The organism is Micromonospora sp. FIMYZ51 (assembly GCF_038246755.1).
GTDB lineage: Bacteria > Actinomycetota > Actinomycetes > Mycobacteriales > Micromonosporaceae > Micromonospora.
Genome location: NZ_CP134706.1, coordinates 1,818,967 through 1,840,455, shown reverse-complemented (window position 1 = coordinate 1,840,455; position 21,489 = coordinate 1,818,967). Strand labels below are relative to the sequence as shown.

Genomic DNA, 21,489 nt, shown 5'->3' with positions numbered 1-21,489 from the left:
GTTTCCGCGATCCCGAAGGCACGTCCCCGGGTGTCGACAGCAGGTCAGCTGTTGCTCGTGGGAACGATGCCGAGGCTGGTCAGCACGGCCCCTTGGTAGACCACGACGGGTTCGCCGGTGCCGTCCCGTCGGGCGACCACCACGACGTCGAGGTCTCCTGGCTGTGACCGGCCTCTGGTCGACCGCAGCGAGATCAGCAGGTGTTCCTGGTCCGGGGTGCGGATCACATTGGATACCCGCTGGTCCGGGCCGGCGCCGGTGGGGACCTCGATCCGGCCGCCGGAACTGTCGGTCACCAGCAGCCGATCCGCCCGCGCGCTCCCGTTCGCGTCGACCAGGGTGTGCAGCACCGCGCCGGGACCGAGCGTTTCCCGGGGGGTGGCTCCGGGCGGGGCGCTGGTGACCGTACCGTCCGGGCTGAGGGTCAGGGTTTCACCGCCTGGTTGGAACGACAGCGCTGTCACCGCGGCCGGGCTGGTCGGCGGGGTATCGGACGTCAGCACCGTCACCGCCGATGCCTGCGGCGTGTTCGGGTGGGAGGTCGCGGTCGCGGTGGAGAGTCGTACCGACCAGGCGCGGCTGGGGCGGGGCGCCCGGTGGCCGGTGTCCGGCCGGGCCGCCAGCTCGACGACCAGGGCGGTGTCGCCGGAAACCGTCGCGGTGACGGGGCCGGTCACCGGCGGCAGTTCCGCCGGCCGAGCGGGCTGCTCGCCGCCCTGGTCGGCGCCGTCGCCGACCACCGGGGTGACCGCGCCCGACTTCAGGTCGAGTACGGAGAGCCGGCCCTTGCCGGTGCGGGTGTCCACCACGATGGCGCGCCGCCCGTTCGGGGCGAAGGCGACCTCACCGACCGGGGAGAGCAGGTCACGTACATCCCCCTTCGGGGTGACCAGACTGATCCGGCGGGTGCCGGGAACGGTCTGGCGTAGCAGCGCGAATCCGCCGCTGGTGAAGACCCCGGGGACGTCCGTCCCGCCGACCGTCACCGTGGTGGGCCGTGACTGGCCGGTCCTGGTGTCCCCGATGACGAGTTGCCGAGGCCGCTGACGGGTGAGCGCCGCGAGGTAGCGACCGTCGGGTGTGGCGGCGATCGGATACGACGGCAGCTCGATGGCCGGGCTCGCCGCTCCGGACGCCAGATCGATCCCGCCGTACCGGCCGCCCTGCCGGTCCTGCCAGATCACCCCGCCCCGTTCGGCGATCTCGCAGGATGCCTCGACCGCCGGTTGCCCGATCGCGCCCTCGCCGGTCACGGTGAGGCATCGGGATGCCGTGATCGACAGCGTGGCGTCGACACCCAGGGCCTGCCGGGCGTACGCGCCATCGGGCAGCGTGACGTCGCGCAGCCGACCGTCGACGAGCACGGCGTCCCGGCGATCGTCACCCAGACCTCGGGCGACGGTCGGGAAACGGGGATCCCCGAGGGCGACCTCGGCGTGCCGCCGGGTGGGCGTCAGGCCGGCGAGATCGTCGCCGAACCGTTCCAGCGCGAGCAGCCCGATCAGGTCACTACGACGATCGTCCGCCACCGGTACTGCGAGCACCGCCGGACCGAGCCCCTGCACCTCGGCCGGCACCTGCGCCGCCCGGGCGGGTAACTCGGCCGGGCCCGCCTCGGTGCAGCCCGTGGCCATGATCAGAACCAGCATCGCAGTCGGCGCAGCCTGGCGCATACCCGTCATGCGAGCATTGTGATCACCTTCGGCAAGCGACCGACCAGGGCGGGGCCCAAGGATTTCATCCTGCAACGAACCCGAATGTCCGTTATGTTGCCGTTTGCGGGGTGGCCCGATCGGCCGACGGCGGAATGCGGCCGGGCCGCGGGTCGTTGTACATGGCATACCGCGAGGGCCTCCCCCGCCCCGCCACGCAACCTCCCGGCACCCCCTGGAATGTGGGGCCGACCGGGATCGTTACATCTCTCGGACGCCCGAGCACCCCCCGCCGGGCGTTCCTCTTTCCCCCCGCAGCACTGCGAGCCCCGAACCGGGTTGATTCCTGCTGCGTACCCCCGAACGGAAGGTGTGACTCAATCATGCGTACCACCATCCTGCGCAAGACCGCTCTGACCTTCGCCGCTGCCGCCGCCACCGCTGGTGGCATCGCCGGCCCCGCCGTCGCCGCCAACGCCGCCCCCACGCCGGCTGCCGCCCAGGTGCAGACCGACCGCAAGCCCAACGGCGAGCGCCAGCTCGACGTGCGCTACGAGGCCCAGCCCAACTTCTACTTCTGCGGCCCGGCCGCCGCCCGTAACGCGCTGAGCGTGCAGGGCAAGAACATCGACGTGTACGACATGGCCAAGCGGATGGGTACCACCGAGGCCGGTACCGACTCCATCAACGACATCACGCCGGTGCTGAACAAGGAGACCGGCAAGGACGTCTACAAGTCGGTGGAGATCCGCGACGCCAAGGCCGCCGAGAAGCAGGCTGACAAGCTGCGCGAGGACATCGTGCGTACCGTCGATGACGGTCGTGCCGTGGTCGCCAACATCGCCGGCACCGCCACCGACACCGATGGCGTCGCGCACAGCTTCGAGGGTGGGCACTACATCAGCGTCACCGGCTACGACGACGAGGGTGAGACCGTGACCATCGCCGACTCCGCCGACCCGGCTCAGGCTTCGTACCAGATGGACATCGACACCCTCGCCACCTGGATCGCCACCCGCGGCTACTCCGCCACCAGCTGACGATCCGACAACCGAACACCCGAAAGGGCCGACCCCACGTCCGGGGTCGGCCCTTTCGGGCTGCCAGAAATCGGTCGCCGCGGGTATGCGATTCTCGCGGGATGAGCGACGTGATCTTCCGTGAGGCGGTCCGGGCCGACCTGCCCGCCGTGCTCGACCTGCTCGCCGACGACATGCTGGGACGTACCCGGGACGTCGGCGAGGTCGACGCCACCTACGAGAAGGCGTTCGCCGACATCACCGCCGACCCGCGTAACCAGCTCGTCGTCGCCGAAGCCGGCGGCGAGGTGGTCGGCTGCATGCAGCTCACCTACATCCCCGGGCTCGGGCGACACGGCACCGAGCGCCAGCTGATCGAAGCGGTCCGGGTCCGCTCGGATAACCGGGGCCGTGGCCTGGGTCGGCTGATGATGACCTGGGCGATCGATCAGGCCCGGCAGCGTGGTTGCGGGCTGGTGCAGCTCACCACCGACAAGAGCCGACACGACGCCCACCGCTTTTACCTCGGCCTGGGCTTCGTCGCCAGCCACGAGGGCATGAAGCTCGGTCTCTGACCCCGGTCGTCGCAACGCCGCCCGCGCTCGCGCCCGTACGACCGCGCCTGACCGGTGCGGCGGCTCAACTGAACGCGGTGAACGATGCGGCGGCGCGGGCGAGGGGTCAGCGGGGGCGGTCGCGGTCCTTGGAGGGTTGGACCCGCTTCGGTTCGCCGGGCATCTTCGGGTGGTCGGGCGGGTAGGGCAGGTCGCCCTCGCCAGCGGCGGCGTCCCGCTCCGCCCACTCCAGCAGCGGGGTGATGTCCCACCCGGCGTCGTCGATGCCGGCGTGCGGGTCGCCCCGCTCGCTCAACAGTTGCGGCACGCTGCGCAGGTCGAAGTCGTCCGGGTCGACGTCGGCCAACTCGTCCCAGCTGACCGGGGTGGAGACGGTGGCCCGCGCGTTCGCCCGCAGCGAGTACGCGCAGGCGATCGTCCGGTCCCGGGCCATCTGGTTGTAGTCCACGAACACCCGCTCGCCGCGTTCCTCCTTCCACCAGGCGGTGGTGACCAGGTCGGGGCGGCGGCGGGCCAGCTCCCGGGCCAGCGCGATGGTGGCCCGGCGCACCTCGACGAACGTCCAGCGCGGCTGGATGCGCAGGTAGACGTGCACGCCCCGGCCGCCGGAGGTCTTCGGCCAGCCGGCCACGCCCAGCTCGTCGAGGATGGCGCGCAGCTCGGCGGCGGCGGTCGCCGCGTGGGCGAAGTCGGTGCCGGGCTGCGGATCGAGGTCGACCCGCAGTTCGTCCGGCTGGTCGACTTCGGCGGCGCGCACCGGCCACGGGTGGAACACGACGGTGCCCATCTGCGCGGCCCAGGCGACGTGGGCCAGGTCCGCCGGGCAGAGCTCCGCGGCCTTGCGCCCGCTGGGGAAGCTGATCTCGGCGGTACGCACCCAGGGCGGCACTCCGCGCGTCGGCACCCGCTTCTGGAAGAACATCTCCCCCTCGATGCCGTCGGGGAAGCGTTGCAGGGTCGTCGGCCGGTCGCGCAGGGCGCGCATGATGCCGTCGCCCACGCCCAGGTAGTAGTGGAAAACGTCGGCCTTGGTGAAGCCGCGTTGCGGAAAGATCACCCGGTCCGGGCTGGACAACCGTACGGTGTGCCCGGCGACCTCGATCTCCTCGGCCGGAGCCTTCGTGCCTGCCATTTCGCGACCATATGCGATGGCTCCGACGTTCGACGTACCGTTGGCACGTGAGTCTTCCCGACAGCGAACTGCCCCGCACCGAGGACGAGTGGCGGGTCCGGCTCAGCCCCGACGAGTTCCGGGTGCTGCGTGAGCACGGCACCGAGCCAGCGTGGACCGGCGAGTACGTCGACACCAAGACCCCCGGCATGTACCGGTGCCGGGCCTGCGGTGCCCAGCTTTACCCGAGTGACACCAAGTTCGACTCGCACTGCGGCTGGCCGAGCTTTGACGACGCCATCCCCGGTGCGATCAAGGAGATCGAGGACAACAGCCTCGGCATGCGCCGCACCGAGATCCGCTGCGCCCGCTGCGACAGCCACCTCGGGCACGTCTTCCGGGGCGAGGGCTTCACCCCGAAGAACACCAGGCACTGCGTGAACTCGCTCTCCATCCGGCTGGACCCGGGCACCGCCTGACCGCCCGGGCCGCACCCGAACTGCCGCTGGGAGGTGCGGCCGGGGCCCGGCCGCACCTCCCGCTGGTCAGACCAGACTCCACAGCGCCGGTACGTTCGGCGGTTCCCAGCCGGCGATGGCGGTGTGCGCCTGCCGGCAGCGGTACGTCCGCCCACCGTAGGTGACCTGGTCCCCGACGGCGTACGCGCGACCGGCCGTCCAGGTGCCGCCGGTCGGCGGGGTGCTGGTCGGGCCGACCGTCGGGGTGGGCGACGGGGGCGGCGGGTTGGTCGGGCTCGGGCTGGGCGGCGGGTTGCCACCTCCGCCGCCGATCTGGAGGTCGACGCAGGAGTAGAACGCGTTTGCGGTGTCGGCGATGTTCCAGACGGCCAGCACCTTCTGCCGTCCGGAGTAGCCGGACAGGTTGATCGTGTGCGAGACGCTGGGGCCGGGCTGACGCCCGCCGCCGGAGAAGACCGCCACCCGGTTGTTGCCGATGAAGTACTCCCAGTCGCGGGTGGCGTGCTGGGCGGTGTTGACCCAGCTGAAGGTGACCGTGGTGCCGACCGAGGTGGCGGGCCAGCCACGGTTGTCGTCGTTGAGGACGGCGAAGTGCGCGATGTTGGCGTGGCAGTTGCGCAGTCCCTTGGGACCTTCGACGCTCTGCGGCTCCCATCTGATCTGCCCACAGTCGGGGACCCGGTTCTGGGCGCAGAGCGCCTGGCGGCTGGGCGGCGACGAGACGTAGCCGTGGGCCTGGACCGGGGTGGCGATGGCCAGGGTGGAGACCATGGCGCCCGTCGCGACCAGCGGAAGGGTGATTCTTCGGCGCATGACGGCAGCTCCTTAGCGGCGTGTTGCCTGGTGAGGTGCCATCAACATAATTTAAACATTGTTAACAGTAAAGACCGCTGTCAATAAAGGCAGACCGCGCACGACCCTCCTGGCGGCCGGCAGCCTTCGCCAACGGCCACGCAGGCCCGCCCGCGAGCGTCACAGCACCAGCAGGCCGCCCTGGTCGTCCACCTGGTCGGCGCACTCGTCGTCGAACCACAGCCCGCCCGTGGCCAGGTACCGGAAGCGGTGCTGCCCGGGACCAAGGCGTACGGTCACCGTCCGGGTGCCGTCCCGGCGGGCCACCAGCACGTGCTCACCGGGTTGCCACCCGTTGAAGGAGCCGACCACGCTGACGGTGCCGGGTGGAGCGTCCCGGGGAAGACAGAACGTGACCCGGGTCTGGCTGCCGAAGAGCCGGTTTCGCTTGATCATTGTCGTCCTCCCGGTTCGCGATCTCGACGGACCGGCGGCCGGGCCGCCGCCACCGGCCAGGTCATCCGGTACAACGCCCGACACACCGGCGCGACACGCCGCCCCGCCCGGGTGACCCGGCCGGTTTCCGCCCGGCACCGACGATGGCGGGCCGCACGCTGGGCGGGACACCGACATGAGGAGACGGGCCATGGCGACGTGCGAGGTCTGCGGCAACGACTACTGGATGGCGTTCGAGGTACGCACGGTCAGCGGCGACGTGCACACCTTCGACTGCTTCGAGTGCGCGGTACACAAGCTGGCGCCGATCTGTGAGCACTGCCAGATCAGGATCGTCGGGCACGGCGTGGAGGTCTCCGGCCGCTTCTTCTGCTGCGGACACTGCGCCCGAGCCGTCGAGTCCGAGCAGGGTGCCGAGATCCGCGACGCCGTCGGCGCCCGCCCGGCCTAGACCACCACTGGCTAACCTGGCGGGATGCCGAGCCCGGAACTGCGGATCGCCGCCTTCGCCGACCTGGACGCCCGCACCCTCTACGACCTGCTGCGACTGCGCGTCGACGTGTTCGTGGTCGAGCAGGAGTGCGCGTACCCGGAACTCGACGGACGCGACGTCGAGCCCGGCACCCGGCATCTCTGGCTGGCGCTGGACGGCGCTCCCCTGGCGTACCTGCGAATCCTGGCCAACCCCGGCGGAGTGGCCAGGATCGGGCGGGTGGTGGTGGCGCCGGCCGCCCGTGGCACCGGGCACGCCGGTCGGTTGCTGACTGCGGCGCTGGTCGAGATCGGCGACCGGCCCTGCGTCCTGGAGGCCCAGTCGCATCTGGTCGACTTCTACGCTCGGCACGGCTTCACGGTCAGCGGCCCGGCGTACGTCGAGGACGGCATCCCGCACACCCCTATGCGCCGCCAATGCTGACCGACCAGTCAGCGAACTCTCCCGCCGCAGCGCTGACGAGGATCGGTACGACGTGCTGGAAAACGTTTTCCTAATTGACCGATGACGATGGCTTGTGCCATCCTTTTGATTGGAGCCAGTACAAACGACGGGGCCACCCGAACCGGCCCGGGAGAGGCAACTCCCGCGCGTCTGGGCGATGTCGATCCGACGATTCCCCCTGGGGGCTCCATGTCCAACGTACTCAGATCATCGCGCGCGGTATGGCTATCCGCCGTGGCGGCCGTCGCTGCCGTCGCCGTCGCCACGCTGCTCGCCACCACCGCGCTGGTGGCGCCCGCCTCGGCGCACGGCTCGGTGGCCAACCCCATCTCCCGCAACTACGGCTGCTGGCAACGTTGGGGTGGTGACTTCCAGAACCCGCGGATGGCCACCGAGGATCCGATGTGCTGGCAGGCGTGGCAGACCGACACCAACGCCATGTGGAACTGGAACGGCCTCTACCGCGAGGGTGTGGCCGGCAACCACCAGGCCGCCATCCCGAACGGTCAGCTCTGCTCCGGCGGACGTACCGAAAACGGGCGCTACCGGGCGATGGACGTGCCCGGCGCCTGGCGGACCACCTCGGTCGCCAACAACTTCCGGCTCAAGTTCTACGACCAGGCCAGTCACGGTGCCGACTACATCCGGGTGTACGCCACCCGGCAGGGCTACGACGCGCTGACCACGCCATTGGCCTGGTCACACCTGGAACTGGTCGGTCAGATCGGCAACACGCCGGCCTCCCAGTGGCAGTCCGAGCCCGGCGGAGTCTCCATCAAGGTGCCGGTGAACGCGCCGGGACGCACCGGCCGGCACGTCATCTTCACCATCTGGCAGGCCAGCCACTCCGACCAGTCGTACTACATCTGTAGCGACGTGCAGTTCGGCGGCGGCAGCACCCCGCCGACCACCGCGCCACCGACCACCACCCCGCCGCCGACCATCCCGCCCACGTCCAATCCGCCGACCGTCCCGCCGACGACCGGCGTGCCGGCGGCCGGCACGTGCTCGGCGACGTACCGGGTGACCTCGACCTGGACCGGTGGTTTCCAGGGTGAGGTGCAGGTGACCGCGGGCAACACGACCATCCGCGGCTGGCGGGTCAACTGGACGTACGCCAACGGCCAGCAGATCAGTCAGTTCTGGAACGCCAACATCAGTTCCAGCGGCTCGACGGTGACCGCCACCAACGTCGGCTACAACGGCAACCTCGGTGCCGGCGGCAGTGCCACCTTCGGCTTCCTGGGCTCGGGCAGCAGCAACGTGCCCACGCTCACCTGCACGGTGATGGCCTGACCCCGGGTGGGGCCACGCCTCACTCCCTCCGGTGCGGCTCCACCCGGTCGAACCCGATCCGCACCGGCCACGGTGACCACCACGGCCGGTGCGGATCGGTTGTTACGTTGTGTTAAAAGGGGGCCCTTGCTATGCACGAGGCGTTAAAAGGGGGCCCTTCCTTACACCAGGTTCGCGATGATGTCGGCGATCGGGCGGCGGCGGCCGGTGTAGAAGGGGACCTCCTCGCGTACGTGCAGCCGGGCCCGGGAGCCGCGCAGGTCGCGCATCAGGTCCACGATGCGGTGCAGCTCGTCGGCCTCGAAGGCGAGCATCCACTCGTAGTCGCCGAGCGCGAACGAGGCCACCGTGTTGGCGCGCACGTCCGGGTAGCCCCGGGCCATCTGGCCGTGCTCGGCCAGCAGCTCGCGGCGCTCGGCGTCGGGCAGCAGGTACCACTCGTACGAGCGGACGAACGGGTAGACGCAGAGGTAGGCGCGGGCCTCCTCACCGGCCAGGAACGCCGGGATGTGGCTCTTGTTGAACTCGGCCGGCCGGTGCAGCGCCATCTGCGACCAGACCGGGGTCATCGCCCGCCCCAGGGTGGTCCGCCGCAACCGCAGGTACGCGTCCTGGAGAGCGTCGCTGGACGAGGAGTGCCACCAGATCATCAGGTCGGCGTCGGCGCGCAGGCCGGAAACGTCGTACGTGCCCCGCACCACGACGTCCTTGCCGGCCAGTTCCTCGATCAGCGACTCGGCCTCGCCGGTCACGTTCTCCCGCAGCGACGGCAGCGGCGCGCTGGACCGGAACACCGACCACATGGTGTAGCGGATGGTGTCGTTCAGCTCCCGCAGCCGGGCCGCGTTGCTCTGCTCCGTCAACTCCCCGATCCTTCCAGTGCTGTGATGATCTCCTCGGCCGCCGTCTCGCCGGAACGGACGCAGACCGGGATGCCCACCCCGTCGTAACCGGCGCCGGCCAGCCGCAGCGTCGGATGTGCTGCCCGCAGCGCGGACCGCGCGGCGGCCACCCGGTCCAGGTGCCCGGGGGTGTACTGCGGCAGCCCACCACCCCAGCGTTGCACGTGCCCGTCGACCGGTGCCGGCAGCGGCACGTCGAGCACCGCCGACAACTCCCGGTGCACGGTCGCCGCCAGGTCCTCGTCGGGGCGCTGGAGCTGGGCCTCCTCCCCGTACCGGCCGACCGAGGCCCGGACCAGGGCCAGCCCGTCCGGCCGGCGCAGGTGCCCCCACTTGGTGGTGAAGAACGTGGATGCCTTGATCAGCAGCCCCTCGGTGCCGGGCACCAGGAAGCCGGAGAGCTGCGGCAACGCCGGCCCGGGCAGGGCCAGCGTGACAAGCGCGACGCTTGCGTAGTCCAGCCCGCCGATCCGCTCCGCCGCCTCGGCGGCGACCTCGGCGAGCAGCCGGGCCGCCGGGCGGGCCGGCACGGCCAGCACCACCGCGTCGACCTCGACGTGCTCGGGATCCCGGGTCGGCCCGACGGTGAGCCGCCAACCGGCACCGGCCGGCGTGAGTTCGCGGACCGCCGCGTTGCGGCGGATGGTCGCCCCGCTGGCCGTGGCGGCGGCGTCGACCAGGGTGCCGAGTCCGCCGTCGAGGGTGCCGAAGACCGGTTCGCCGGGGGCGCGTGGGGCAGCGGCCTGTGCCGCGCGTACCGCGCCGAGCAGCGTGTGCTCCGTGCGGGCCGCCCGGGCCAGGGCCGGCATGGTGGTGGCCAGGGAGAGGTCGTCGGCGCGGCCGGCGTAGACCCCGCCGAGCATCGGGTCGACCAGCCGGTCCACCACCTCGCCGCCGAACCGGGCGCGGACCAGCGCGCCGACGGAGACGTCCTGCTCCGGGGCGAGTAGCGGCCGACCCTCGTCGCGGTCGGCGTCCGGCGTCGGCCGGGCCACCGTCGCCACCTGCTCCAGATCACCCGGTACGCCCACCAGCGTGCCGCCCGGGATCGGGCGCAGCCCACCGTCGACGGCGAGCGCCGCCTGCCCGACGGTCGGGTGCACGATCCGACCGGCCAGCCCGAGCCGGTGGACCAGGGCCACCGCGGCCGACGGGCCGCCGGCCGGGTCACGCATCAGGAACGACTCCGCGCCGAACTCCACCGGGCCGCCGGCCAACTCGCCGGTGCGCAGCTTGCCACCGAGCGCGCCGGACTGCTCGTACACGGTGATCTCGGTGCCGGCGGGGGCCCGGTCCCGCAACCGGACCGCGGCGGCCAGGCCGGCGACACCGCCACCGACCACCGCCACCCGCCAGCGCCTCGCCACCGCGGTCAGCCCCTGGCGGAGAGTTCGTGCACCAGGGCAACCACCCGGGTCAACACCTCCGGATCGGTCTCCGGCAGCACGCCGTGACCGAGGTTGAACACGTGCCCGGGTGTGGCCCGACCCTCGTCGAGGATCCGACGTACCTCGGTCTCCACCACCGGCCACGGAGCCAGCAGTACGCACGGGTCGAGGTTGCCCTGCACGGCCCGCTCCGGGCCGATCCGCCGGGTGGCGACGTCCAACGGCGTACGCCAGTCGACGCCGACCACGTCCGCCCCGGCCTCGCCCATCGCACCGAGCAGCTCGGCGGTGCCCACCCCGAAGTGAATCCGGGGTACGCCGGCCTCGGCCAGCCCGGCGAGTACGGCAGTCGAGTGGGGCAGCACGAACCGGCGGTAGTCGGCCTCGGAAAGCGCGCCGGCCCAGGAGTCGAAAAGCTGCACCGCGCTGACCCCGGCGTCGATCTGCACCCGCAGGAACGTCAGGGTCATCTCGGCCAGCCGGCCAGCCAGGGCGTGCCACAGCTCGGGATCGCCGTACATCAGCGCCTTGGTCTTCGCGTGGGTCCGCGACGGCCCGCCCTCGACCAGGTAGCTGGCAAGCGTGAAGGGTGCTCCGGCGAAGCCGATCAGCGGGGTGTCGCCCAACTCCTTGACCAGCATCCGGACCGCCTCGTCCACGTACGGGACGTCGTCGCGACCGAGCGGCCGGATCCGCTCCACGTCGGCGGCGGTACGCACCGGCTCGGCCACCACCGGTCCGGTCCCCGGCACGATGTCCAGGTCGACCCCGGCGGCGGCGACCGGCACCACGATGTCGCTGAACAGGATCGCGGCGTCCACCCCGTGCCGGCGTACCGGCTGGAGCGTGATCTCGGTGACCAGGTCCGGCCGACGGCAGGACTCCAGCATGGCCACGTTCGCCCGGATCTCGCGGTACTCCGGCAGCGACCGGCCGGCCTGCCGCATGAACCAGACCGGGGTGTGCGGGACGGAGCGGCGGCGACACGCCCGCACGAAGGGCGAGTTCGCAGGCCCGCCAGGGCGGGGTTCGTCGTCTCGGGCGGCGATGCCCGTACTCTCGGTGGTCATCACCCCCATCGTCCCACGCCCCACCCTGGTGTAAGGAAGGGCCCCTTATTAACGCCTGGTGTAGAGCAGGGGCCCCTTATTAACACGATCACCAGCAACGACCGCAGGGCGCGATCGGATACCGACGGCCACGGAGCGTGGACATCAGCGAGCGCGGGAATCGGCGAGCACGGGGCGAGCAGCATCGGGCGCGGGCAGCAGCGGACACAGGGCGGACAGCAGCGGGCACGAGCAGCAGCGGACACAGGGCGGACAGCAGCGGGCACGAGCAGCAGCGGACACAGGGCGGACAGCAGCGGGCACGAGCAGCAGCGGACACAGGGCGGACAGCAGCGGGCACGAGCAGCAGCGGACACAGGGCGGACAGCAGCGGGCACGAGCAGCAGCGGGCACGAGCAGCAGTGGGCGCGGGGCGGGCCTCGGTGGGCTGGGGGTACGGCGATCATCGGCGAGTGGATCGTCGGCGCGCCGTCCCGGCCGGCAAGCGGGTGGCGGCATAGGCTGCGGGCATGGCCGCCCCGATCGCGCTTCCGGACACCTTCGCCCGCGCGGTCGCCGGGCTCCGGTCGGCGACGCCCCGGCCGGAGATTCTGCTGGAGGAGATAACCGCGCCGCAACGGTTGGCGCCGTACGCCTTCGCGCTTTCCGCGACCGTGCTGCGCGACGGCGACGAGGTGGCGACCGGCCGGCTGATTCTGTTGCACGACCCGGCCGGACACGAGGCGTGGCAGGGCACCCTGCGGTTGGTCACCTACGTGACCGCCGAACTGGAGGTCGATCTCGCCGCCGATCCGCTGCTGCCCGGAGTGGGCTGGACCTGGCTCACCGACGCCCTCGACGCCCAGGCGGCCGGGCACCGGGCCATCGGCGGAACGATCACGCAGACGATGTCGACCCGGTTCGGGGAGTTGGCGGGGTCGCCCACGGCGAGCGACATCGAGATCCGCGCCTCGTGGACCCCGACGGACCTCGACCTCACCCCGCACCTGTACGCCTGGTGCACCCTGCTTGCCTCCACCGCCGGCCTGCCCCCACCCGGTGTCACCGCCCTGCCGGAACGCCGCACCGCCATCACTGGCTGACCGACCCCGCAACGCCGCAGCGCCGCCACCGGCTGAGCGACTCCGCAACACCCCAGCGCCGCCGCCGACTCAGCGACCCGGGGCCACTGCACCGCCATCACTGGCTGACCGACCGCGCAGCGCCGCCACCGGCTCAGCGACCCGGGACACCGCAGCGCCGCCACCGGCTGAGCCCACCGCCGGCTGACCGACCCCGACCAACACCGCAGACGCCGCCACCGACTCAGCGACCCGCAGCGCCGCCACCGACTCAGCGACCCGCACCGCCGCACCGCCGCACCGCCGCACCGCCGCACCGCCGCACCGCCGCACCGCTTGAGCGATACGCGACCGCAGCGCCGCCGACGACTCAGCGACCCGCACCGCCGCCACCGGTTGAGGCGATACGTGACCCGTGACGCCGCCGCCGACTCCGCGACCCGTAACGCCGCCGACGGCTTAGCGACACGCGACGGGACGGGTGCGCGCCGCACGATCCGTTCGCGCACTAGGGTTGTCAGGTGACCGACGAACCACCCCTGCGCCGTCGGGCCGCCGCAAGCCGTACGGGAAACGACACGCACCACCCGCCGTCGGCGCGGCCGGAGCCGTCGGACGCGGGGACCGAACCCACCGGCAGCGAGTCCGTGCCGCTGACGGCGCCCCGTGAGGGCACTCCCGAACCGATCGCCCAATCCGAGCAACTTGCCGAGGTGGTGGCCCGTTTCGCGGCCGGTGCCGGGCCGGTGGCGCTGGATGCCGAGCGGGCCTCCGGGTACCGCTACAGCCAGCGGGCGTACCTCGTGCAGCTGCGCCGCGGCGGCGCCGGCACCGCGTTGATCGACCCGCTGCCCTTACCTGACCTGAGCGCCCTGGACGCCGCGATCGCCGAGGCGGAATGGGTGCTGCATGCCGCAAACCAGGATCTGCCCTGCCTCGCCGAGTTGGGGCTGCGGCCACGCCGATTGTTCGACACCGAGTTGGCTGCCCGGCTCGCCGGGTTCGAACGGGTGGGCCTGGCCGCGCTCACCGAGCAACTGCTCGGGTTCAGCCTGGAGAAACATCATTCTGCGGCGGACTGGTCCAGCCGGCCGCTGCCGCAGTCCTGGCTGACGTATGCGGCGCTGGACGTGGAGCTGCTTGTCGATCTGCGCGACGCGCTGGAGGCGGAGCTGGCCCGGCAGGGCAAGTCCGAATGGGCGGCGGAGGAGTTCGCCGCGCTGGTGCGTACCGGCGCACGACCGCCCCGGGTGCGGGCCGAGCCGTGGCGGCGTACCTCCGGCATCCATCGGGTCCGTGGTGCGCGGGCGCAGGCGCGGGTCCGTTCGCTGTGGTACGCCCGCGACCAGATCGCCGCTCGCCGCGACTCGGCACCGGGTCGGGTGCTGCCGGACTCGGCCATCGTCGCGGCGGCCGAGCTGGACCCGAAGGACGAGAAGACGCTGCTCACCCTGCCCGGGTTCGGTGGCCGGTCGGTACGCCGGCTGGCCCGCACCTGGTTGGCCGCGTTGGACGATGCCCGGCAGTTGCCCGATGACGAGCTACCGGTGACGCCGACGGTGGAGGGCCCGCCCCCGCCGCACCGGTGGGCGGAGCGGGACCCGGCCGCCGCCGCGCGCCTGGCACGCTGCCGCGAGGTGGTGTTGCGGCTGGCCGGCGAGCACCGGCTGCCACCGGAGAATCTGATCACCCCGGACACGGTCCGCCGCATCGCCTGGCAGCCGCCCGAGGAGATCACCGAAGCCTCCGTCGCCGAGGTGCTCCGCGGCTACCACGCCCGCGAATGGCAGATCGCCCTCCTCCTCCCCGCCTTCGCCGAAGCCCTCCTCCCCCTGCCGACCACTCCCACCACCCCGCCCGACCCGCGTTGATCAGGAGGTTTGCGTCAGCCGCACGGCGGGTCGCTGACGCAAACCTCTTGATCAACAGGGCCGGGTTGGGGGGTGGTGTGGGCTGGGCCACAGGGGGAGGCGCGGGCAAGGATTGTTACTGACGGGTAGCATCCGGAGAAACGCCAGTGCCGGCTAGGAGGCTCACAGTGCCCCGTGAAGTACGGGATGTCGTTTTCGTCGACGGCGTCCGCACCCCGTTCGGCAAGGCGGGTGGCATGTACGCCAACACCCGCGCGGACGACCTGGTGATCCGCTGCATCCGCGAGCTGCTGCGGCGCAACCCGCAGCTGCCGCCGGAGCGGGTCGAAGAGGTCGCCATCGCCGCCACCACCCAGATCGGTGACCAGGGCCTGACCATCGGCCGCACCGCCGCCCTGCTGGCCGGCCTGCCCAAGACCGTGCCCGGCTTCGCCATCGACCGGATGTGCGCCGGCGCGATGACCGCGGTGACCACCGTCGCCAGCGGCATCGCCATTGGCGCGTACGACGTCGCGATCGCGGGCGGCGTGGAACACATGGGCCGCCACCCGATGGGCGAGGGCGTCGACCCGAACCCGCGCATCGTGGCCGAGAAGCTTGTCGACCCGTCCGCACTGGTGATGGGCGCCACCGCGGAGAACCTGCACGACCGGGTGCCGCACATCACCAAGGAGCGCACCGACGCCTTCGCGCTCGCCTCGCAGCAGAAGACCGCCAAGGCGTACGCCAACGGCAAGCTCCAGGACGACCTGGTGCCGGTGGCGATCCGCGACCCGGAGACCGGTTGGGGTCTGGCCACTGTGGACGAGGCGCCCCGGGACACCTCGCTGGAGAAGCTCGCCACCCTCAAGACCCCGTTCCGCCCGCACGGCAAGGTCACCGCGGGCAACGCCGCCGGCCTGAACGACGGTGCCACCGCCAGCCTGCTGGTGGCCGAGGACGTGGCCCGCGAGCTGGGCCTGCCGATCGCCATGCGGCTCGTGTCGTACGGCTTCGTCGGTGTCGAGCCCGAGGTGATGGGCGTCGGCCCGATCCCATCGACCGAGAAGGCGCTGCGCATCGCCGGCCTGAGCATCGACGATATCGGGCTGTTCGAGCTGAACGAGGCGTTCGCCGTGCAGGTGCTCGCCTTCCTCGACCACTTCGGCATCGCCGACGACGACCCGCGGGTCAACCCGTGGGGCGGTGCGATCGCCATCGGGCACCCGCTCGCCTCCTCGGGCGTACGGCTGATGACCCAGCTCGCCCGGCAGTTCGCCGAGCATCCCGAGGTCCGGTACGGGCTCACCGCCATGTGCATCGGCATCGGCATGGGCGGCACGGTCATCTGGGAGAACCCGCACTGGACGGGATCCGCGCAGGAGGGTGGAGACAAGTGAGCGCGCTCACCGCACCGAACGAGGTGGTCACCAAGGCGCTGCTGCGCCAGGTGAACGTGCCGGGGCTGGACCGTCCGGCCGCCCTGATCACGCTGGACAACGGATTCGACCACACCAAGCCGAACACCCTCGGACCGGCCGGTCTGGCCAGCCTGGACGAGGCGGTCACCGCCGCGCTGGCGGCGAACCCGGCGTTCATCGCGGTCACCGGCAAGCCGTACATCTTCTGTGTCGGCGCGGACATCACAAGCCTGCCGCTGCTGGCCGACCGGGACCAGGCGCTGGAGATCGGCCGGCTGGGTCACCGGATCTTCGCCCGGCTCAAGGACAGCGCGGTCCCGACCTTCGCCTTCGTCAACGGCGCGGCGATGGGCGGCGGCCTGGAACTGGCCCTGCACTGCCACTATCGGACGCTGTCGGCCGGTGCGGCGGCCCTGGCCCTGCCCGAGGTCTCCCTCGGTCTGATCCCGGGCTGGGGCGGCACCCAGCTGCTGCCGAACCTGATCGGCATCCCGGCCGCCACCCAGGTGATCATCCAGAACCCGCTGATGCAGAACAAGATGCTCAAGCCGAAGCAGGCTGCCGAGCTGGGCATCGCCGACGTACTGCTGGAGCCGGCCGACTTCCTGGAGCGGTCGCTGGAGTGGGCCGCCGGGGTGGTCCGCGGCGAGGTCACCGTGACCCGGCCCGAGGTCGACAAGGACATGTGGGCGGGCGTGCTCTACTTCGCCCGGCAGACGCTCGACCAGCGGCTGCACGGCGCGGTACCGGCCGCCTACCGGGCGCTGGACCTGCTGGAGACGGCGAAGGACGCCGACTTCGCCACCGGCACCGCCGCCGAGGACGAGGCCCTGGCCGATCTGGTCTTCTCCGAGGAGTTGCGCAGCGGCCTGTACGCCTTCGACCTGGTGCAGCGGCGGGCCAAGCGACCGGCCGGCGCGCCGAACAAGGAGTTGGCCCGCCCGGTGACCAAGGTGGGCATCGTCGGTGCCGGCCTGATGGCCAGCCAGCTCGCGCTGCTCTTCGCCCGTCGCCTCCAGGTGCCGGTGGTCCTGACCGACCTGGACCAGGCCCGGGTGGACAAGGGTGTGGGCTACGTGCACGCCCAGATCGAGAAGCAGGTAAGCAAGGGCCGGATGGACAAGGGCACGGCCGCCAAGCTGTACGGCCTGGTGAGCGGCTCGGTCGACAAGTCGGTCTTCGCCGACGCCGACTTCGTCATCGAGGCGGTCTTCGAGGACCTGAACGTCAAGAAGCAGGTCTGGGCCGAGCTGGAGAAGATCGTCAAGCCGGAGGCGGTGCTGGCCACCAACACCTCCTCGCTTTCGGTCACCGCGATGGCCGAGGAGCTGGCGCACCCGGAGCGGGTGGTCGGCTTCCACTTCTTCAACCCGGTCGCGGTGCTGCCGCTGCTGGAGATCGTCCGGGGCGAGCGCACCGACGACACGACCCTGGCCACCGCGTTCGCGGTCGGCAAGCAGCTGAAGAAGTCGAGCGTGCTGGTCTCCGACGCGCCGGCCTTCGTGGTGAACCGGCTGCTGACCCGGTTCCTCGGCTCGGTCTTCGCCGCCGTGGACGCCGGCACCCCGCTGGAGGTGGCCGACCGGGCGCTGGATCCGCTGGGTCTGCCGATGCGTCCGCTCGCGCTGCTTCAGCTGGTCGGCCCGGCCGTGGCGTACCACGTGGGCGGCACCCTGCACGCCGCCTTCCCGGAGCGGTTCGGGGTGAGCGAAAACCTCAAGCGGATCGCCGACTCCGGCCAGCCGATCGTGGTCGACGACCAGATCAACACCGAGGTGGCGAAGCTGCTGGTCGTCGGCGACCAGCCGCTCACCGAGGAGGAGGTCCGGCGCAACGCCCTGGACGGGCTGGCGCAGGAGATCCGGCTGATGCTCGACGAGGGCGTCGTGGCCGAGCCGCAGGACATCGACCTGTGCATGATCCTCGGTGCCGGCTGGCCGTTCCACCTGGGCGGCGTCACGCCGTACCTGGACCGGACCGGCACCAGCGAGCGGGTCACCGGTCAGCGCTTCCTGCCCCCGGGAGTGGCCAGCCTGCCCGGCTGAGCCCCCGGCGAGCCGAGGGCCGGGGGCCCAGCCGCGACTGCGGCTGGGCCCCCGGTCCGTCACATCACCCGGCCGCCGCCTTCTCGGCGGCGCTGCGCAGTACGCAGAACTCGTTGCCCTCGGGGTCGGCCAGCACCACCCAACCGGTGCCGTCCGGCCGGATGTGGTCGGCGACGTGCCGGGCGCCGATGCCGAGCAGCCGCTCGACCTCCTCGTCCCGGGTCCGGTCGGTGGGTTCCAGGTCCAGGTGCAGGCGGTTCTTCACCGTCTTGCCCTCCGGTACGGCCAGGAAGAGCACCTCCGGCCCACCCGGGGGCAGCAGCATGGCCTCCGGGTCACCCGGGAAGTCGTCCGGCTGGCGGGGGCACTCGAACACCTGGGCCCAGAAGCCGGCCAGGGCGTACGTGTCGTGACAGTCGATTCCGATGTTGTGGATTCGTGCGCTCATTGTCGTCCCTCTTCGCAGTCAGAACTGACGTGCTGGGTCCGCTGATCTGCGGGACGGTTCTCCCGCTGGAAGGTGCCCCGCGAAGGTGAGCGGTCAGCCGGCGAGGCGGGGCGCGGACAGCATCACAGTGAACATCGACGCACCCCCCTCCTGATCGGGCTGACACCGTGATCTTCGCACTCGCCCGGTCCTACCGGCAACCCGTTGTGCACCGGACAGCGCGACGTGCCCTGCCTGGTTAGGATCACCGCTTCCGTCAACAGCAGGAGCTGACCCCATGTCCCAACCCCCGGACGAGCACCAGAACCCGCCGAGCGCGTACCCGCCAGGGGCCGGCTACCCGCCGCCGGGTGACACTCCCTACCCACCCGCCGCGCCCGGCCCGTACCCGCCGCAGCCGCCGGCCGGGCCCGCCGCGCAGCCGCCGGGCGCACCCGCCAGCTTCCCGCCGCCGCCCGGCGCCGTACCGCCCGGTGGGGCATATCCGCCGCCCGGGGGTGCCTTCCCGCCCGGTGCCGTACCGCCCGGCGGTGCCTTCCCGCCCGGCGCCATGCCGCCCGGGGGCGCTTTCCCGCCGCCGAAGAAGAAGTCGAACGTCGGGAAGATCGTGCTGATCGTCCTCGCGGTGCTGTTGGTGCTCTGCGTCGGTGGCGGTACGGCCATCTGGTTCGCGGTCAAGGACACGGTCAACGAGACGATCGACGCGACCCGGACCCGGGTGGTCGCGCCGGACACCCTGGCCGGCCGGCCGAAGGTGACCGATCCGCAGTTGCAGACCGCCTCCGACCAGATGGTCCAGGGTCTGAAGTCCAGTGTGGAGAACGAGACCGGCGCGGTCGGGGCCTTCTACGGTGACCCGACCGCGCAGGATCTCGTCCTGATCGTGGCGGTCTCCGGGGTGATGGTCGACCCGAAGAAGGAACTGGACGACGCGATCCAGGGACTCTCCGGCGAACTGGGGGTCACCAACATGGCGGCGGTGGACGCGGGTCCGCTCGGCGGCGACGCCAGTTGCGGTGACGGCCAGGCAGAGGGCGTGCCGATGGGCATCTGCGCCTGGGCGAACCGCGGCAGCGTCGGCCTGGTGGTGATGTACTTCTCGTCCCGCGCCGAGGCCGAAGCCCAGTTCGTCACCATCCGTGGCCAGATCGAGCAGCGAGACTGAGTGGGCGAGCCACGACCAGGCCCGCGACCGACCCGGCCGGCACCGCCGGCCGGACGGGGCCCGGTCGTGGTGCTGACCCGCCGCCGACTGCTCGGCGGCCGGTGGATACCGCGTCCGGACGGGTGCCGATGAATTGTTTCCGGCTTGCCCGTTCACGGCAGGTACGACACGTTCATTGATCATTCGGGGTGTGCGTCGGATTAGCCTCGGCCCTTCGTTAAGGGCTGTCCAAGGAGTGGACCGGAAACGAAGAAGTGCCTTCTGATCAGGGAAAATAGGGCTTGTCGAGAGTCCTGTTAACCCGTCACGGAAGGCACTTGCTGGGTGAAGACTACCCGAACACGTCCGAAGATCATGGTCACGGGGGACGGGCGAGGCGTGGTCGGTCACGCCGGCGCCCGTCTGCTCGCCGATCTCGCGGATACGACCGGTTTGACCAGCGCATTCAGCCAGGCACTGGCAGGACTGCGGCAGCGGCAGGGCGGGCACGACCCGGGCCGGATCGCGGTCGATCTCGCCGTGATGCTCGCCGACGGCGGCGAGGCCATCGCTGACCTGGCAGTACTGCGAAACCAGCCATCCCTGTTCGGAACGGTCGCGTCCGACCCGACCGCGTGGCGACTGTTGTCGCAGCTCGACGAAACGATGCTGGCCGAACTGCGGGCCGCCCGGGCACACGCCCGCGAGGTCGCCTGGGCCCAGCACGCCGAGGTCCGCGGCGACCTGCCGCAACCGATGGTGGCCGGTCAGCGGGTGGACGGCCTGGTCCTGGACATCGACGCGACCATCGTGATCTGCCATTCCGAGAAGGAGTCCGCGACCCGCACCTGGAAGAAGACCTTCGGGTTCCACCCACTGCTGTGCTTTCTGGACAACACCGGCGAGGCCCTCGCCGGTCTGCTGCGCGAAGGCCGGGCCGGCTCGAACACCACCACCGACCACATCACCGTCCTGGACCAGGCTCTCGCCCAGATCCCCGACATCCACCGGCACGGGACCCCGATCCTGCTGCGCTCGGATTCGGCCGGATCCAGTCACGGTTTCCTCGCCCACATCCGGTCCTGGCGCGAACGTCACCTCGACATCCGCTTCAGTGTCGGCGCCGCGATCACCGAACCGGTCAGGAAGCGATCCGGGCCGCGACCGGCTGGGTCCCCGCTGTCGACACCGGCGGTGACCTGCGCGAACATGCCGAGGTCTGCGAGATCACCGGCCTGTTCGAGGCGGCCGGCTGGCCCGAGGGCACCCGGTTCCTGGTCCGCCGGGAACGCCCGCACCCCGGCGCCCAACTGTCGTTGTTCGACACCATCGAAGGCTGGCGGCACCAGGTCGTGGCCACCGACACCCCGCCCGGCACGGGCAGCATCCAGTTCCTGGAAGCCCGGCATCGGGCTCACGCCAGGGTGGAGGACAAGATCCGCACCGGCAAGACCACCGGCTTCGGCCGGTTCCCGTCCCGCGTCTTCGCGATCAACCAGGCCTGGCTCCAACTCGCCCTGACCGGCATCGACCTGCTCGCCTGGACCCAGACCATTCTCCTGGACGGCGACCTCGCCAAAGCCGAACCCAAGAAGCTTCGCTACCGGCTGCTGCACGTCGCGGCCCGGATCACCCGCACCGCCCGCAGGACCCGCCTCGCCATCGCCGCCGACTGGCCTTGGGCCGATGCCCTGAACAGCGCATTCACCAACCTCACGGCACTACCCCGCCCCACCGGCTGACCCCGCGACTCACGCCCCGACCAGCAACACAGAGGAACCCGGCCCCGCGCCGGGCCTTTAGCATGCCACCAAAACAGCAACAAACACCCGAATCACATTCA

At 71.4% G+C, this 21,489-nt stretch carries 20 protein-coding genes and 1 pseudogene; 12 read left to right on the top strand and 9 right to left on the bottom strand.

Annotation, left to right across the window (positions count from 1 at the left end; genetic code table 11):
* Positions 1–44: 44 nt before the first annotated feature.
* Entirely contained in the window at positions 45–1,682 is a 1,638-nt protein-coding gene (locus QQG74_RS08585; RefSeq protein WP_341719746.1) for a hypothetical protein, read from the bottom strand.
* A 353-nt stretch (positions 1,683–2,035) separates the two neighbouring features.
* Here QQG74_RS08585 and QQG74_RS08580 point away from each other — a divergent pair, with 353 nt between their 5' ends.
* Together QQG74_RS08580 and QQG74_RS08575 are read left to right on the top strand one after the other, a co-directional pair.
* Positions 2,036–2,692 carry a C39 family peptidase gene (locus QQG74_RS08580; RefSeq protein ID WP_341719745.1) on the top strand — a complete coding sequence of 219 codons (657 nt, stop codon included), beginning with the start codon at positions 2,036–2,038 and terminating at the stop codon, positions 2,690–2,692.
* A 101-nt stretch (positions 2,693–2,793) separates the two neighbouring features.
* Positions 2,794–3,246, top strand: a complete 453-nt coding sequence (locus tag QQG74_RS08575) for a GNAT family N-acetyltransferase (RefSeq protein WP_341719744.1) — start codon at positions 2,794–2,796, stop codon at positions 3,244–3,246.
* 106 nt (positions 3,247–3,352) lie between these two features.
* Here the strand turns inward: QQG74_RS08575 and ligD are convergent, their stop codons facing one another.
* Positions 3,353–4,378 (bottom strand): non-homologous end-joining DNA ligase, encoded by a 1,026-nt coding sequence (gene ligD, locus QQG74_RS08570; protein ID WP_341719743.1) that lies wholly within the window; start codon positions 4,376–4,378, stop codon positions 3,353–3,355.
* A 47-nt stretch (positions 4,379–4,425) separates the two neighbouring features.
* Between ligD and msrB the strand changes: the two genes are divergently transcribed.
* Complete coding sequence (msrB, locus tag QQG74_RS08565; protein ID WP_341719742.1) at positions 4,426–4,836, top strand: peptide-methionine (R)-S-oxide reductase MsrB; 411 nt, start codon at positions 4,426–4,428, stop codon at positions 4,834–4,836.
* A gap of 66 nt (positions 4,837–4,902) precedes the next feature.
* Here msrB and QQG74_RS08560 read toward each other — a convergent pair whose 3' ends face one another.
* Together QQG74_RS08560 and QQG74_RS08555 are read right to left on the bottom strand one after the other, a co-directional pair.
* The gene (locus QQG74_RS08560) at positions 4,903–5,649 is read right to left on the bottom strand and encodes a lytic polysaccharide monooxygenase (RefSeq protein WP_341719741.1); all 747 of its coding nucleotides are present in this window, start codon (positions 5,647–5,649) and stop codon (positions 4,903–4,905) included.
* Between the two features lie 159 nt (positions 5,650–5,808).
* Positions 5,809–6,084: an isoamylase early set domain-containing protein gene (locus tag QQG74_RS08555; protein ID WP_341719740.1), complete on the bottom strand. Its 276-nt coding sequence runs from the start codon at positions 6,082–6,084 to the stop codon at positions 5,809–5,811.
* Between the two features lie 190 nt (positions 6,085–6,274).
* Here QQG74_RS08555 and QQG74_RS08550 point away from each other — a divergent pair, with 190 nt between their 5' ends.
* The 3 genes from QQG74_RS08550 to QQG74_RS08540 all read left to right on the top strand — a co-directional run bounded on the left by QQG74_RS08550 (position 6,275) and on the right by QQG74_RS08540 (position 8,317).
* Positions 6,275–6,535: a Prokaryotic metallothionein gene (locus QQG74_RS08550; RefSeq protein ID WP_111246437.1), complete on the top strand. Its 261-nt coding sequence runs from the start codon at positions 6,275–6,277 to the stop codon at positions 6,533–6,535.
* Positions 6,536–6,559: 24 nt separating this feature from the next.
* Positions 6,560–7,000, top strand: coding sequence for a GNAT family N-acetyltransferase (locus QQG74_RS08545; protein WP_341719739.1), 441 nt, complete (start codon positions 6,560–6,562; stop codon positions 6,998–7,000).
* Between the two features lie 210 nt (positions 7,001–7,210).
* Entirely contained in the window at positions 7,211–8,317 is a 1,107-nt protein-coding gene (locus tag QQG74_RS08540) for a lytic polysaccharide monooxygenase (RefSeq protein WP_341719738.1), read from the top strand.
* 161 nt (positions 8,318–8,478) lie between these two features.
* Here the strand turns inward: QQG74_RS08540 and hemQ are convergent, their stop codons facing one another.
* The 3 genes from hemQ to hemE are packed head-to-tail and all read right to left on the bottom strand — an operon-like array spanning position 8,479 to position 11,677.
* Complete coding sequence (gene hemQ / locus QQG74_RS08535) at positions 8,479–9,180, bottom strand: hydrogen peroxide-dependent heme synthase (protein WP_341719737.1); 702 nt, start codon at positions 9,178–9,180, stop codon at positions 8,479–8,481.
* Positions 9,177–10,586, bottom strand: a complete 1,410-nt coding sequence (gene hemG / locus QQG74_RS08530; RefSeq protein WP_341719736.1) for a protoporphyrinogen oxidase — start codon at positions 10,584–10,586, stop codon at positions 9,177–9,179. The genes hemQ and hemG overlap by 4 nt, the downstream gene beginning before the upstream one ends.
* 5 nt (positions 10,587–10,591) lie before the next feature.
* Positions 10,592–11,677, bottom strand: coding sequence for a uroporphyrinogen decarboxylase (hemE, locus tag QQG74_RS08525; protein WP_341719735.1), 1,086 nt, complete (start codon positions 11,675–11,677; stop codon positions 10,592–10,594).
* A gap of 509 nt (positions 11,678–12,186) precedes the next feature.
* Between hemE and QQG74_RS08520 the strand changes: the two genes are divergently transcribed.
* Positions 12,187–12,759, top strand: a complete 573-nt coding sequence (locus QQG74_RS08520; protein WP_341719734.1) for a DUF3000 domain-containing protein — start codon at positions 12,187–12,189, stop codon at positions 12,757–12,759.
* A gap of 69 nt (positions 12,760–12,828) precedes the next feature.
* Here QQG74_RS08520 and QQG74_RS08515 read toward each other — a convergent pair whose 3' ends face one another.
* Complete coding sequence (locus QQG74_RS08515) at positions 12,829–13,023, bottom strand: hypothetical protein (protein WP_341719733.1); 195 nt, start codon at positions 13,021–13,023, stop codon at positions 12,829–12,831.
* Positions 13,024–13,259: 236 nt separating this feature from the next.
* Between QQG74_RS08515 and QQG74_RS08510 the strand changes: the two genes are divergently transcribed.
* From QQG74_RS08510 to QQG74_RS08500, 3 genes are all read left to right on the top strand, one after another.
* Positions 13,260–14,609: a ribonuclease D gene (locus tag QQG74_RS08510; protein WP_341719732.1), complete on the top strand. Its 1,350-nt coding sequence runs from the start codon at positions 13,260–13,262 to the stop codon at positions 14,607–14,609.
* A 167-nt stretch (positions 14,610–14,776) separates the two neighbouring features.
* The gene (locus QQG74_RS08505; RefSeq protein WP_341719731.1) at positions 14,777–15,988 is read left to right on the top strand and encodes a thiolase family protein; all 1,212 of its coding nucleotides are present in this window, start codon (positions 14,777–14,779) and stop codon (positions 15,986–15,988) included.
* Positions 15,985–18,054 carry a 3-hydroxyacyl-CoA dehydrogenase NAD-binding domain-containing protein gene (locus tag QQG74_RS08500; RefSeq protein ID WP_341719730.1) on the top strand — a complete coding sequence of 690 codons (2,070 nt, stop codon included), beginning with the start codon at positions 15,985–15,987 and terminating at the stop codon, positions 18,052–18,054. Before QQG74_RS08505 ends, QQG74_RS08500 begins: the two co-directional genes overlap by 4 nt.
* 64 nt (positions 18,055–18,118) lie before the next feature.
* On the opposite strand, the gene QQG74_RS08495 is transcribed toward QQG74_RS08500, so the two are convergent.
* Positions 18,119–18,502 carry a VOC family protein gene (locus QQG74_RS08495; protein ID WP_341719729.1) on the bottom strand — a complete coding sequence of 128 codons (384 nt, stop codon included), beginning with the start codon at positions 18,500–18,502 and terminating at the stop codon, positions 18,119–18,121.
* A 277-nt stretch (positions 18,503–18,779) separates the two neighbouring features.
* On the opposite strand from QQG74_RS08495, the gene QQG74_RS08490 reads away from it, so the two are divergent.
* Both QQG74_RS08490 and QQG74_RS08485 read left to right on the top strand, forming a co-directional pair.
* Positions 18,780–19,667, top strand: coding sequence for a hypothetical protein (locus QQG74_RS08490; RefSeq protein ID WP_341719728.1), 888 nt, complete (start codon positions 18,780–18,782; stop codon positions 19,665–19,667).
* Between the two features lie 354 nt (positions 19,668–20,021).
* Positions 20,022–21,388: pseudogene (locus QQG74_RS08485) on the top strand (IS1380 family transposase).
* Positions 21,389–21,489: the final 101 nt, after the last annotated feature.